Source organism: Chitinispirillales bacterium ANBcel5 (assembly GCA_029688955.1).
Lineage (GTDB): Bacteria > Fibrobacterota > Chitinivibrionia > Chitinivibrionales > Chitinispirillaceae > Cellulosispirillum > Cellulosispirillum alkaliphilum.
In genome coordinates, this window is record JARUKZ010000019.1 from 1 (window position 1) to 13,236 (window position 13,236).

Sequence of the window (13,236 nt, forward strand, 5' to 3'; positions counted from 1 at the left end):
GAATAAAGATCCCAAGCGCTGAAAGCGCGGGATATTCGTTGATGCCATCGAGATTTGTGGGAAAAGGATTTTTATGGGGCTAAAGGCGATGGATTGGGTCACCCCCGGGCGTCAATGGTGAAAGCGTGAAAGGATCCGTTTGGGGGGACCCTTGGGCTATGATCGCGGGGGAAGGGAAATTGGAATTCTTGTCTCGCGGTCTTGCCGTCCCACATTTCCCCAGGTAGGAAACCTGGGGCTAATATAGAAAACCCCTTTGGGGTATTATATCGACGTTCCCAGGCGTTTGATATAGGCAGATGTCCTGAACCGTTCGAGCAGCTCCCCGAGCATGCCCTGAGCGTAGCCGAGAGGCGTTTCAACCTAATGAAAAACTCATTTTCTTGTGGTATTTGGATATGCAGGAGTAATGAAAATTAGAACCCTTTTTTTCATTCATAAGTCACTTAGTAATGAAAATTAGAACCCTTTATTTCACTCCTAAGTCACTTAGAAATGAATATCACAACTCGTTTTTTCACTCCCAAGTCACTTAGAAATGAATCTTACAACTCGTTTTTTCACTCCTAAGTCACTTAGAAATGAATATCACAACTCGTTTTTTCACTCATAAGTCACTTAGTAATGAAAATTAGAACCCTTTTTTTGTTGCTAAGTCGCTTTTAAGGCCAATTGAACAGATTTTTGACCAAAAACGTTATAAATCCGGATAGTTTTTGGTTAACCTGGGAAAGAAAGTGGAAGAAAATAGGAATCGATCATCTTTTCCTTTTTCTTTTCCTGCTCAACGCTCGACGTTTCCCGGCGTTGGTATAGGCAGGTATCGTTTAGTGCCAACGGTATCTTCTTTTTTTAATCATCAGGACCTCAACCCCTGTGCATCGGCTACCGCTCTCAGCAACTATCCCTTTCTCCCACTGGGAGAAGGGGGACTCGTTCAGTAGCTTCTGTTTTGAAAGAGTAGTGATTGGATTGGTAATTCTGACACCCGTTTTAGCATTTAAGATGACTTCCCAACCAAACAGGGTCTCATTTTTGGGTCACAGATGGTTCCGGCAGACCCTTCAGGTACCGATTTCAGGGGTTTTTAATAGTTCGGTAATCATTGCTGCCAGCCCGGGTACGGTCACGGATGGCAAATAATGGCCATCTGAGATGGGCGGAACCCTTGCGGACACTGTCCCGCACATCTCCGCCCATGGGCGGAACCCTTGCGGACACTGTCCTGAACATCTCCGCCCATGGGCGGAACCCTCGCGGACACTGTCCTGAACAAGTCCGCCCATGGGCGGAACTCTCGGGGACACTGTCCTTAATAGGTCCGCCCATCTCAGATGTGCTTAAAATGCTCTCCTGTACCATTTCTTATAACCTGTTTCTATTATAAATTAAGCTCAAACATCAGAAATGACACCTCGAGGGGCGCTAATCGCTCTTCCGGGAGTCATTAGCGAAGACAGTACGGGCAAATCCACCTGTATCGCGGATCAAATCGACGGTCGCAGAGCAGTTCCGGGTGCAGTGGGTGCCAATTTGGACGCTGTGAGCCGTGAGCCGTGAGTTTTGAGCAGGAAAAGGAGAAAGAAAGGCATCTTCCTTTTCCACAATCCCTCACTCTACAATAACAACCCGGTCCCTTCAATATAATACCCCGAAGGGGTTACGGCTCTAGCATGGGGTTTCCTACCCCATGAACAGTGTGAGGATGATTGCCGATTGCCGATTGCCGATTGCCGATTGCCGATTGCCGATTGCCGATTGCCGATGCCGATGCCGATGCCGATTGCCGATGCCGATTCCGATTCCGATTCCGATTCCGATTCCGATTCCGATTCCGATGCCGATTCCGATCCCGATTCCGATCCCGATCCCGATACCCACCACCAAAGCCTCCCCACGCTCCCCCCTCGTGAGTGTCCTCCCCCATCCCCCTGCCGATATATCCGATTCTCAGTCATTAAAATTTTTCTGGGGTCGGACCAGCACAAATGCTCTTTGCTGCCTCTATAGGCCATTTTTTCCTGTTTTTTTCCTGTTTTCAGCCCCTTAGAGCTCGATGGCTACCCCCTCTATCGCATTCTAAGGATGAATATTCACAATTTCTGCGTTTGTTCAGGTGCTCAAATACACCCGAACCTGCAATGCGCGCCAGGAAGGATCTGCTTGTTCTGAGGACTAACCGAGGCAGAGTTACATTAACCGAGGCAGAGTTACATCTTTCGGGGGACGCTTAAACCATTATCCCGGGTGGGAAGAACTGTATCTTTGTATATAATTTAACCTACCCTATGAACACCGACCCCTTCACGCTTGCACGGGGCAAGTACGTTTCTTGGCGCCCCCGTGAGGAACCAGTCACTTGCCACCTGGCGTCGCTGGGGGGTGGCCAACTTCGCCTTGGGCGACCCGTAAGAAAAATTAGGAATTTGGAATTCAAAGAAAAGAACAGTAGGTTTTTTCTGGTTGCGTTTGGCTCTTCTGATTTTATAGAGTCTTTCGGTAAAACCACCCTCATTTAAAAAGTCTTTGGCAAGGCGGTCGACCTGACGGTCCAGGAGGGAACATGCTACTCCAATTAAGACCAATACTGCATCAGCCATTCTTTCGGAGTAAAAGTTTGGTCCAGGTATAGACGGAAATGACGATACAGCTGCAGGTGTCATCGTAAAGATGGATGGAAAATAAACCTCACACCCCGAGGGATCGCGGGACAAAAACGTTAGTCTCTCTATCGTCTTCCTTTCACAAAAACTTTGACATACCTTCCTTCTGAGATGTATACAGTATTATTCACCTCATCGCACAAGTAGTTTACGTACTAAGTCACTCAGAAAGCAGGCCGGGTTAAAAAAGAGAAGGTACTGCACAGACAGAGGGAAAGCAGATGGATAAGCAACCGAAAAACCAACCCTTAAATTTGTTGCTTCTTTGCGGGCCTGCAGGCTCATGTTTTTTCGTGATTATGTTTATTGTTCAGGGGCTTCTCAGAGAGGACTATGATGGATTGCGCTTTCCGGTCAGCTCACTTGCCATCGGTGAATATGGCTGGATACAGATACTTTCCTTCGTTATCACAGGTGTGTTGATTCTGCTGTTTTCAGTAGGGTTTAGAGTTGCCGCAACACGAATTTTCGATAAACACCGCCTGCTCTCTTTTCTTCTCGTCACTGCAGGGGTCGGCTTAATTGGCACAGGACTGTTTCCCAGTGATCCAATTTATGGCTACCCGCCATCAGAGCCACTGAAACTTGCACAATACACAATCTCCGGGCATTTGCATAACCTTTTTTCTTTGTTACTGATGGCTTCTTTTACCCTTGCCTGCCTGGTAGCAGCTAAGGAATACATAAAGGGTGAACTAAAGATGTGGGCAGTTTATTCCACTGCCTCTGCAATCAGTATCGTACTCTTTTTCATTCTTGCGTATATTGGGTATCAGCAAGTACCATTTCTGGTCGATTATGCCGGTCTTTTTCAGAGAGTGAGTATTATCAGCGGAACCTCCTATCTGACCGTTACAGCAATAAAGCTACTCACTACTCAACACCGTGGGTTTACATCTCCTCCCTGATTCTCTCTGATTCGATGATCAGCACATCCTTTTCACCGTTTTTTCCGTAGCTTACCTGCATCGTTGAGAGTGCTTTTTCAGAAAAATAGACCGTTATCCCTTCAGCGGTTTTGAGTTTGCGCTTTTTTGATCCGTTAGAAGCCTGCTTGTCCAGATAGAATGGCTCATCTTCAATTTCGGCATTTTTGAGACAACTTCTGTAGGTGTCACGTAGTTCATCATTGGCATACCCCGCAAAGACTTCATCGAAAAACTCACTATCATCAAAATTATCCCTACTCTGAACAAACTCCTCTGTTCGCTGCTGTACATCACCTACAAATTCCGGCGGAAGCTCATCAAGATGCTTTTTAGATGTGTCTTTAACCACATTCCACAAAGATTCTGTAAGTTCTTTTTGGTTCTTTTTGCGACGAACATTTAAAAAGCCCTGAAAAAAGCCCGAAATACCGTCCTTTACATTTCTATCAAGCACCATCACCACCGGCGTTTCCTCTGACATATCGATAAGAGCGGCCTTTTGCATGGCATCGGGTGATTTGGTAAAGGTATCCATCACATTTTCAAGCATCACCTTTTTGCCATCATTACGATATCTCAAAACCTGTTCATGTTCATATTTGATGATCGCGAAGAACTCTTTTCCCAACGCCTTTAGTTCCATCAGTATCATCACCCCCTTTTTTATCCTCTTATCATCGATCCCATGGGAGTGAAAATTCACCGCAAGCTGCCTGGAACGGTCCACAAAAAGATATGACTCATTTCCTATTGCCTCCAGGTGTTCTCTTACCTGAGACTGGGGATTAAACTCATATGAGCTGCCTTTAAGAATACACCTGGCTCTATCCAGAAAAAAATCCTCGAAGTCACCAATCTCCAGTTCATCAAAAAACGTCGGTTCATCTTCACCGTGATGAACGACATGGAAAATGAAGCGGGTAATACTCAATGATGCAAGTTGATCTGCAGACAATGTAATCATTTATACAGCTTCTCCTGAATTGATTGTGAGCCTTTCAAAGCTAGTAAAAATAACACTTGGGGTGGTGTGAAAAAACAGCACCGTCCCGGTTTAGAGTTATTGCATACTTTTTGCTTTTTTTCAAAGTACGAGCGGGGTATTTTTACACCACACTTTATTGAAAACTACAATTAACACCTTTAGCAAAGAAAGCAATGGGTGAAACAACTACATCTATTAATTTTGAGTTCGGTAACTCTGGTAGTCGCACTACTGATTAACTACCTGTCCAATACAGAACTTATCGGCCCCCAAACAGTAGGTGATGTAAGTGCGCAATACGACACCCTGATCACTCCGGCTGGTTATGCGTTCTCTATTTGGGGACTTATCTATGTGATGCTTATTCTTTTTACCGGCTATCAGTGGTACGACTGGCTTAAAAGCAAAAGTTCAGAAGTGATTGATCAGACCAGCACATGGTTTGCCATGGCTAATATCGCAAATGCACTCTGGGTAATAGTGTGGATCAATGAATTGCTGTTCCTTTCCCTGATTTTGATAGTTGTTCTGCTTTTTTCTCTCTTTAAACTGGTGATTAATTTAAATCTTGAGATGTGGGACGCACCCCGTCACATAATCTTTTTTGTATGGTGGCCGGTTACTATCTATTGTGGGTGGGTAATTTTGGCCACAGGATTAAACCTAACGGTTTTTCTGGTAAGCCTGAATATAGATGGAGAGACGTTGTCTATAGCATGGGCAGTGTTGCTCATAGGGGTAAGCACTCTGGTCTACTTAACACTAACCTACAAAAGAAATATGCGTGAAGCTGCATTGGTTGGAGTGTGGGGATTGGTGGCTATAGCGGTCAGGCAGGCAGGGGTTACTAATTCCATTACGCTCACAGCACTGATTTCTGCAGGTGTCCTTTTGATCTACGTGATATACCATGCCTTTAAAAACAGAGCATTACCCCGCTGACATTCTTCCCTGCTGCTGGAAACGTTTGTAATGAATGGTTTAGTTTTGCGGGGGTGTTGCGAAGAAATCACAAGCAGCTATGACCTTTTTTTGATTGCCGTTACTTGCTAAGATTTATTACAGCGCGGGGGCATCGGGAAAGAACACAACTATTACTTCATCGTAAAACCTCTGCAATTCGTCTTCCGAATACTTCTGGCGTTCACGAAGTTCGCGCATGATCAGTGCGACAAGCATCCTTAGGCCTCTTTCCGGTTCGCGCTTCAGCAGTCTTATACCAAAGTGGATCGACTTTCCAAGGACCTTTTCAGCAAGATCCCGATCAATACTTTTTTCGATGTTTTTATCGATGATATTACCCAAAAACAAGATGCAAAATTTTAATTTCATTTCACGTGTGATCCACGGTGCTCCTTTAAAGCTATTTGCAAAAGTTCTGGCCAACAACACCACTCCTGACTCCGGGTGACGTATAGCCATACTGATTCCCTGGGCTATTGATTCCTGTGCTGACATTTTTAACCTTTCCTAACAGTTACTCAGTGACGATTTTGTTTTGGGTATTACCGATTAGTTCATATTAACACTGAGAAGTGAAAATATTGTCACTCCTTTATTTAATCGCATTACCATAAAGAAAACACAGCTACTATGGTTTTTGCATCAATATCCCCCTGAACAAACCGTCAGTGCATTTTGCTCACCCCTCATGGGCTCACCTGGTATTTAAAAGAGTACATTAAAATGCCTGCTTCTGCTACCAAATAAGCCCCAAACAGTGCCAGTGGACTAAATTGGGGGTAAGTCATTAATTTATCTTTAAATGATGCCGTCATTATTATAAAATCAGGACACCCCAAATTTTTGTTCTTGTTTTATACAAAAAGGCTTAAAAGTTATGATCTTACGTAATAGATTGCAGTATCAGATAAAACTATTTTTCGACAAAGTTTCATCCTTGTTACTATTAGCAAGTCTGCTGCCAGTTTTTATAATTATCTCTATACTAATCAAGTTAGATTCACACGGCCCTGTTATCTTCAAACAAAAACGACTGGGCAAAAATGGCAAAGAATTCACAATATACAAGTTTAGAACCATGTGCGATAATGCTGTTACTATCGGTAAGGGGATATTTGTTGCTGAAAATGATTCCAGAATAACCAGAGTAGGCAAGCTGCTCAGAGCAACGAGCATGGATGAACTTCCTCAGCTCTGGAATGTATTTATTGGTGATATGAGTCTGGTTGGACCACGACCACCATTACCACACCATCCATACAGGTATGAGGAGTACCCTGAAAGCCACCGTAAAAGATTTGAGGTTAAACCGGGAATAACGGGGCTTACTCAGGTCACTGTAAGGAATTCGGTACCATGGGAAAAAAGAATTGCTATCGATATAGAATACATTACTCAGTATAATTATTGGCTGGACATCAAAATCCTGTTTAAAACGGCGAAAAAGGTTTTTCTCAGAGAAAACATTTATACTGCTCAGTAAAAGTATTCACAATCAACTTGCTTGAATCAAGGTACAATATGGAAATCAGGATAAGAAAGTTCATCGAACAGGATATTCCTTATAAAGTGAAGTGGATAAATGATTGTGAGAACAATAAGTATCTTCATTACGATTTACCACTGAGGGAAGATAAAACGCTTGTATGGTTTAACTCGATTAAAAACAGTACAAGAAGAGCGGATTATACAATTACCTGCAATGGCGAGCCTGCTGGCTTAATTGGTCTTCTCAACATAGATAAAGTAAACAGAAAAGCTGAATATTACGTTACACTTGGTGAAAAGAAGTTCAAAGGCAAAGGGATTGCGACGGAAGCATCAGATCTCTTGATCAAAGAAAGTTACAACTCATTTGGTTTAAACAAGATCTATCTTTATACCGAAGTGGATAACACGTCAGCGCAAAAACTTTTTGAACGAATTGGCTTTATCAGGGAAGGCTTACTGAGAGAAGACCTTATCAAAAATGGAAGAAAAATTGATAGATTTGCTTATGGCTTATACATAGAAGAGTATATCAGCAACAGGAATAATAGCAATGCAAATTGATACGGCAACACCTATCCAAAAGCTTAAACATAAAATCAATAAAAATGCAGTTTTCATTAAAAGAGATGATTTGATTCCATTTTCATTTGGTGGGAATAAAGCACGAAAAGCACTGCTGTTCTTTGAAGAATTGCAAAAACAACAATGCGATTGCGTTGTTACGTATGGAAGCAGCAGTTCAAACCATTGCAGAATTGTTGCAAACATGGCAGCATCCAAAGGGTTACGGTGTGTCATTATATCGCCAATCCAAACGGACAAAAGTACATATAACAGTACAATGTTGAAATTGTTTGGTGCTCAGATAGTGCACTGTCATATTTCCCAGGTAAGTGTTACTATTAATCAGACTTTGGATAAATTAAAGTGTGAAGGGTATAAGCCGTATTTTATTGAAGGTGGAGGGCATGGAAATATCGGTACCAAAGCTTATGTTGAAGCCTATAAAGAGATTCAAGAGTATGAATCGGATAACGATCTCTGCTTTGACTATATATTTCATACCTCGGGTACAGGGACAACTCAGGCAGGTCTTATATGTGGAAAAATAATCAATAAAGACAAAAAAAGTATTATAGGTATAAGTTGTGCCCGTAAAAATCCTTATGGTGAACAGGTAATTTTTGACAGTGTTAATAGCTATCTGAAAAGCATTGAAAAAGAGTGTGCTAAATCAGACTTAGTTAACTTTATAGATGATTATGTGCTCGATGGATATGGCAGGTACAACAACGAAATCCTTTTGACAATAAAAACGGTATTAACAGAAGAAGGTATTCCTTTAGACACTACCTATACCGGAAAAGGATTTTGGGGAATGCAAAACTATGTTGAAAAAAATCAAATTACAGGGAAAACAGTTTTGTTTATCCATACTGGTGGAACACCACTGTTTTTTAATGATTTGGGAGAAGTAGCGGAAAATGAATGATTCACTAAACATATTGGTTTTAAGCTGTGGTACAAGGAATAAAATTGTACAATACTTTAAAAAAGCTTTAGGTAATAGAGGTAAGATAATAGCAACCGATTGCAGTGAACTTGCACCCGCTCTCTATGATGCAGATAAACATTTCATTGTTCCGGAAATGAATAGTGAAAAGTACCTGGATGTAATTTTGTCCATTTGCAAAGAGAACACTATTAAATCAGTTTTTTCTCTCATTGATCCTGAACTTAGCTTGTTGGGTAAAAACAGGGAGAGGTTTCTTGAAATAGGAACAGTCCCTGTCATTTCGGATTATGAAGTAGTTGAAATGTGCTTTGATAAGTACAGGTTTTATGAATTTTTGGTTAAAAATGGATTCAAGAGCATAAAAAGCTATACTAACCGATCGCTGTTTTACCAGGATGTAGAGGCCGGAACTATTGAATATCCGGTTTTTGTTAAACCGGTAAGGGGAAGCGCAAGTATAAACATTAACAAAGTTAGCTCTAAAAAAGAGGTAGAAAACCTGTTCGAACGCTACGATAATCTGATGATTCAGGAATTCATGGGAGGTGTTGAATATGGTATTGATGTCTACATTGATATGATTTCAGATGAACCCGTTGCTCTCTTTGCCAAAGAGAAAATTAAAATGAGAGCAGGAGAAACGGATAAGTCCGTTTCAATTAAAGAGGAACGATTGTTTGATCTAATCATTAGTTTTGTAAAAAAAGCAAAGTTTAAAGGAATTATAGATATCGATCTTTTTGAAAAAAACGGCGAGTATTATTTCTCTGAAGTTAACCCTCGGTTTGGGGGAGGGTATCCGCATGCATATGAGGCTGGAGTAAATATACCTCACATGATAATCAATAACGCAAATGGTGTTGCAAATGAGAATGTCATTGGTAACTATGATGAAGGTGTTTGCATGATGAAGTATAATGAGGTAAAAATTATAACTAATAAATGAGGGGTACCAATTACCCCCCATTTAGCACATTAGCCAAATACAATTTTCTTCTCCAAAAGATCCTCATCTCTTGAACTGCTCCCCACTCTGATAAGAAACTCTCCAGGCTCCACAACCCATCTGCACTGTGAATCACAAAGCGCGAAATCGTTGGAGTTTAGAGTGAACACTACCTTTTTTGTCTCGTTAGGGTTGAGAGTTATTTTACGATACCGTTTGAGTGTTTTTCGTGGCCATGTTACCGAGGTAAACAGATCGGTTACATATAACTGTACGATTTCGGAACCCAAACACTTAGATTCGTTTGCAACTTCCACAGTAACTTCAACGGTGTCATCAGAGTTAAACTTTTCTTTGCTGCACGTCATGGCTTTATACGAAAATTCGCTGTACGATAAACCATAACCAAATGGAAAAAGTGGGTCTGAAGAGAGGTCCGCGTAATCTTTTCCATGCTGACCAGGCACGTTATTGTAGTAAAGCGGGAGTTGGCCTGCATGAGATGGCCAGGAGATGGTGAGTTTACCGCAAGGATTTACCGTTCCAAACAGAATATCTGCTATCGCCCTACCCCCTAGCATCCCGGGGTTAAAGGCTGTGAGTATAGCGTTGGCCCTTAACGCAGCTTCTGGCAAAACAAGGGGCTTACTGTTTATCAGAACGATAATAACGGGCTTACCGGTAGACATGATAGTTTCCAGCAGCTCTGCTTGCCTTCCCATAAGTTCCAGTGTCGCCGTACTCTTAAGCTCTCCTATGTACTTAAGATGATCTCCCAGAACAAGGACTGTAAGATCGGAATCATTGACGGCATCAAGCACCTGCTCTGTTTGGGGCGCATCATCTTCAGTTAAAGAGCATCCCTTTATATACTTAACCGACTGCTCTCCCATGTATTCTTCAATTCCATCGAGGAGTGTAACAACACTCTCTCTTGGATGCGTTCCTTTTTGCGTCTGTCCAGAGCCAAGAGACCAATCTCCAAGCTGTGCCAGGATATCGTCGGCATTGGGCCCAATAACAGCAATTTTTCCCACACTGTTTCTGCTGAGCGGAAGGTAATCATTATCATTTTTGAGCAAAACAACCGATTCTCTTGCACTATTAAGCGCCACTTCACGGTGATCATTGCACCCAATAACAGTTTTAGCTCCTGAAGGATCCGGGAATCTTGGATCTTCAAAGAGACCCATTTTAAATTTTGTAAGAAGAATTCTTCTTACGGCTCTGTCGATCAGCGCCTCACTAAGGGCTCCTTCCCGCACTGCATCTATCGCAGTTTGATAAAATGCAGGTGTAGCCATAATCATATCATTACCGGCATGTACAGCCTGTATAACAGCCTCTTTCATTGTTTGGGCCACAAACTGTTCTTCATGCATCCGACCAACACAATCCCAATCGGTAACTACAAAGCCGTCAAACCCCCACTGGTCAACCAGCTTTTCTGTCATAAGGTGTTTGTTTGCAGCACAGGGAGTGCCATCAATCGCCTGATACGCAGTCATAAATGTAGCGCACCCCTCTTTTGCCGCACGTTCAAATGGAGGAAGGAAAAAGGAGTTTAATTTTCTCAGTGATAAATCCGCTTCCGATGCATCAAAACCACCCCTTGTTTCGGAGTACCCCGCATAATGCTTTGCGCATGCAGCGACAGCTCTTAAATCTGAAATCCCATCACCCTGATATCCCTTTATAAGAGCAGAAGCAAACTCTCCAACAAGCAAAGGATCTTCACCGAAAGTCTCCCCTGTTCTACCCCACCGACCATCTCTTGCTAAACAAAGAACGGGAGAAAAGGTCCAGTGCATTCCAGTATAACTTAGCTCGACAGCGGTTATTCGCCCCACGTTCTCGATCAGCTCAGGGTTCCAGCTACAGGAGAGTCCAAGTTGAGTGGGAAAAATAGTTGCACCCTTATGAAAGGAGTGCCCATGAATGGCATCAATACCAAGAATAAGTGGAATGCCAAGACGTGATTTCAGGGCAAGTTTCTGCACATGCGCGGCCTGTTCGTTTAGCACATGAAGCACAGAACCGGGATTCTGCTCCTCTATAACTTTATCAATATTCTCTCTTCCATCAAGCTGCACCATCTGCCCTACCTTCTCCTCCAAAGTCATCACAGAAAGAAGGTTATCGGCGCGTTGTTCAGGGCTGAGATTTGTATTCAGGTACAGTGCACAGTTTTCCATATATGATCCGTTTGTTTGGAGATTAGTAGGGAACTTTCATCTAATAAAATAATTTTACCCGAAGAAGAATTGGGGTGATATTTATTGCCTTAATTTATTTATTGATTTAAACGATACCCCAACGTAGAGGGAATCTAATTATCCATGATTTGGTTGGATTAAATACATGAGGATACATCAACGTGGTTAAATGTTAAATAGCGTACCTATTTAAAACCATACTCTCTTATTTTGTACAGTAAATTACGTCTGCTAATATTGAGGATTTGCGCTGCTCTAGTTTTATTTCCACCAGTTTGCCTCAGCGCTTCAGCAATAGCCTCTCTTTGAATTGTTTGCATATCTCCGACCAAAACACTTCCGTTTCTCTGTAGAGCAGGTGCACGTTGAAGCTGTGGCGGGAGGTGTTCCGGCAAAATAACAGGTCCGTTCACCATAATTGAAGCACGTTCCAAAGCATTGCGCAATTCTCTTAGATTTCCCGGCCAGTTGTAGTTCATGAAGATACGCTGAGCAGCCGGTGAGAGGCGTAGTTTTTTAGAGTACAGTAGTTTTTCTGCCAGGGGTAGGATATCATCCTGGCGCTCCCGCAGAGGTGGTATGACGATGGTAAGGACATTAACCCTGTAATAGAGATCCTGGCGAAAACATCCACTCTGTACAGCTTCTTCGAGAGAACGATTGGTGGCTGTAATCACCCGTGCATCTGTTTTAAAATCACCACTACCACCTACACGTCGAAAAAAACCGTTTTCAAGTACATGTAAAAGTTTGGGTTGTAGTGAAAGGTCCAACTCACCAAGTTCATCGAGAAAAATTGTTCCTTCACCTGCTTCCTCAAAGCGTCCCTGACGAGCCGAAGCAGCTCCGGTAAAAGCTCCTTTTTCGTGCCCAAACAATTCACTTTCGATAAGTGCTGATGGCAAAGCTCCACAGTTTACCCGAACAAAGGGTTTATTGGAACGTCTGCTGGTACGATGAATATACTCTGCTACCACATCCTTACCTACACCACTTTCGCCCAAAAGTAATACTGGTGCATCACAGTTAGCTGCTCTCATTGCCTGAATAAAAACCCTGCGCATAGCCTCACTCTCAGCTACAATTGCTGAAGAAAGTTTCAGATCATCGCGCTGTTTTTTTGTCGCGTCCGGTACTACAAGTATATCATCAACACCAGCAATCAGTTCATCCAAATCAACAGGTTTTTCAAGATAATCACGTGCTCCAGCCCGAATAGCACAAACAGCATCACGAAGATCAATGTATGCTGTAAGGATAATTATTGGAAGGGAACTGTGAACCTGTAAAATCTTCTGCATAGCTTCAAGTCCAGACATGCCAGGCAATCTTACGTCCAAAAGCATAAGGTGACATTTGGAAGCAAGTTCAAGAGCCTCTTCTCCGCTTTGCCCGGACAAGGTACAGTAACCAGCATCCGCAAGGGCACTTGTGATTAGTTTCCGCTGTGCTTTATCATCATCTATTACCGCTATTATACTTTTCTTTGAATTATCCATTAATATTATTCTACAGTAGTGCCGTTAT

13 protein-coding genes are annotated in these 13,236 nt (G+C 42.5%); 7 read left to right on the forward strand and 6 right to left on the reverse strand.

Annotation, left to right across the window (positions count from 1 at the left end; genetic code table 11):
- Nucleotides 1–1,407 precede the first annotated feature (1,407 nt).
- Nucleotides 1,408–1,560, forward strand: a complete 153-nt coding sequence (locus QA601_11255) for a hypothetical protein (GenBank protein ID MDG5815660.1) — start codon at nucleotides 1,408–1,410, stop codon at nucleotides 1,558–1,560.
- A gap of 56 nt (nucleotides 1,561–1,616) precedes the next feature.
- Here QA601_11255 and QA601_11260 read toward each other — a convergent pair whose 3' ends face one another.
- Both QA601_11260 and QA601_11265 read right to left on the reverse strand, forming a co-directional pair.
- Complete coding sequence (locus QA601_11260; protein ID MDG5815661.1) at nucleotides 1,617–2,015, reverse strand: hypothetical protein; 399 nt, start codon at nucleotides 2,013–2,015, stop codon at nucleotides 1,617–1,619.
- A gap of 261 nt (nucleotides 2,016–2,276) precedes the next feature.
- Entirely contained in the window at nucleotides 2,277–2,714 is a 438-nt protein-coding gene (locus QA601_11265; protein MDG5815662.1) for a four helix bundle suffix domain-containing protein, read from the reverse strand.
- Between the two features lie 170 nt (nucleotides 2,715–2,884).
- On the opposite strand from QA601_11265, the gene QA601_11270 reads away from it, so the two are divergent.
- The gene (locus QA601_11270; protein MDG5815663.1) at nucleotides 2,885–3,571 is read left to right on the forward strand and encodes a DUF998 domain-containing protein; all 687 of its coding nucleotides are present in this window, start codon (nucleotides 2,885–2,887) and stop codon (nucleotides 3,569–3,571) included.
- Here QA601_11270 and QA601_11275 read toward each other — a convergent pair.
- The gene (locus QA601_11275) at nucleotides 3,555–4,556 is read right to left on the reverse strand and encodes a nucleoid-associated protein (protein ID MDG5815664.1); all 1,002 of its coding nucleotides are present in this window, start codon (nucleotides 4,554–4,556) and stop codon (nucleotides 3,555–3,557) included. The two genes, QA601_11270 and QA601_11275, sit on opposite strands and share 17 nt — an antisense overlap.
- A 198-nt stretch (nucleotides 4,557–4,754) precedes the next feature.
- Between QA601_11275 and QA601_11280 the strand changes: the two genes are divergently transcribed.
- On the forward strand, nucleotides 4,755–5,519 hold the full coding sequence (locus tag QA601_11280) for a hypothetical protein (GenBank protein ID MDG5815665.1): 765 nt from the start codon (nucleotides 4,755–4,757) through the stop codon (nucleotides 5,517–5,519).
- 117 nt (nucleotides 5,520–5,636) lie between these two features.
- Here QA601_11280 and QA601_11285 read toward each other — a convergent pair whose 3' ends face one another.
- On the reverse strand, nucleotides 5,637–6,035 hold the full coding sequence (locus QA601_11285; GenBank protein ID MDG5815666.1) for a hypothetical protein: 399 nt from the start codon (nucleotides 6,033–6,035) through the stop codon (nucleotides 5,637–5,639).
- A gap of 382 nt (nucleotides 6,036–6,417) precedes the next feature.
- On the opposite strand from QA601_11285, the gene QA601_11290 reads away from it, so the two are divergent.
- From QA601_11290 to QA601_11305, 4 genes are read left to right on the forward strand one after another with little or no spacing between them, the layout of a single operon-like run.
- Nucleotides 6,418–7,023, forward strand: a complete 606-nt coding sequence (locus tag QA601_11290; GenBank protein MDG5815667.1) for a sugar transferase — start codon at nucleotides 6,418–6,420, stop codon at nucleotides 7,021–7,023.
- A gap of 38 nt (nucleotides 7,024–7,061) precedes the next feature.
- Nucleotides 7,062–7,592 (forward strand): GNAT family protein, encoded by a 531-nt coding sequence (locus QA601_11295; protein ID MDG5815668.1) that lies wholly within the window; start codon nucleotides 7,062–7,064, stop codon nucleotides 7,590–7,592.
- Entirely contained in the window at nucleotides 7,582–8,523 is a 942-nt protein-coding gene (locus QA601_11300; GenBank protein MDG5815669.1) for a pyridoxal-phosphate dependent enzyme, read from the forward strand. The genes QA601_11295 and QA601_11300 overlap by 11 nt, the downstream gene beginning before the upstream one ends.
- Nucleotides 8,516–9,493 (forward strand): ATP-grasp domain-containing protein, encoded by a 978-nt coding sequence (locus tag QA601_11305; GenBank protein MDG5815670.1) that lies wholly within the window; start codon nucleotides 8,516–8,518, stop codon nucleotides 9,491–9,493. The genes QA601_11300 and QA601_11305 overlap by 8 nt, the downstream gene beginning before the upstream one ends.
- Nucleotides 9,494–9,522: 29 nt before the next feature.
- Here the strand turns inward: QA601_11305 and QA601_11310 are convergent, their stop codons facing one another.
- Both QA601_11310 and QA601_11315 read right to left on the reverse strand, forming a co-directional pair.
- Nucleotides 9,523–11,688 (reverse strand): glycoside hydrolase family 3 N-terminal domain-containing protein, encoded by a 2,166-nt coding sequence (locus tag QA601_11310; protein ID MDG5815671.1) that lies wholly within the window; start codon nucleotides 11,686–11,688, stop codon nucleotides 9,523–9,525.
- Nucleotides 11,689–11,894: 206 nt separating this feature from the next.
- Nucleotides 11,895–13,208 (reverse strand): sigma-54 dependent transcriptional regulator, encoded by a 1,314-nt coding sequence (locus QA601_11315; protein ID MDG5815672.1) that lies wholly within the window; start codon nucleotides 13,206–13,208, stop codon nucleotides 11,895–11,897.
- Between the last annotated feature and the right edge of the window lie 28 nt (nucleotides 13,209–13,236).

Bases quoted from the DNA above. Each gene is read 5' to 3' on its own strand.
- QA601_11310 (MDG5815671.1), bottom strand. From the start codon at position 11,688: ATGGAAAACTGTGCACTGTACCTGAATACAAATCTCAGCCCTGAACAA.
- QA601_11275 (MDG5815664.1), bottom strand. From the start codon at position 4,556: ATGATTACATTGTCTGCAGATCAACTTGCATCATTGAGTATTACCCGC.
- QA601_11285 (MDG5815666.1), bottom strand. From the start codon at position 6,035: ATGTCAGCACAGGAATCAATAGCCCAGGGAATCAGTATGGCTATACGT.
- QA601_11300 (MDG5815669.1), top strand. From the start codon at position 7,582: ATGCAAATTGATACGGCAACACCTATCCAAAAGCTTAAACATAAAATC.
- QA601_11260 (MDG5815661.1), bottom strand. From the start codon at position 2,015: ATGGCCTATAGAGGCAGCAAAGAGCATTTGTGCTGGTCCGACCCCAGA.
- QA601_11290 (MDG5815667.1), top strand. From the start codon at position 6,418: ATGATCTTACGTAATAGATTGCAGTATCAGATAAAACTATTTTTCGAC.
- QA601_11270 (MDG5815663.1), top strand. From the start codon at position 2,885: ATGGATAAGCAACCGAAAAACCAACCCTTAAATTTGTTGCTTCTTTGC.
- QA601_11295 (MDG5815668.1), top strand. From the start codon at position 7,062: ATGGAAATCAGGATAAGAAAGTTCATCGAACAGGATATTCCTTATAAA.
- QA601_11255 (MDG5815660.1), top strand. From the start codon at position 1,408: ATGACACCTCGAGGGGCGCTAATCGCTCTTCCGGGAGTCATTAGCGAA.
- QA601_11315 (MDG5815672.1), bottom strand. From the start codon at position 13,208: ATGGATAATTCAAAGAAAAGTATAATAGCGGTAATAGATGATGATAAA.
- QA601_11305 (MDG5815670.1), top strand. From the start codon at position 8,516: ATGAATGATTCACTAAACATATTGGTTTTAAGCTGTGGTACAAGGAAT.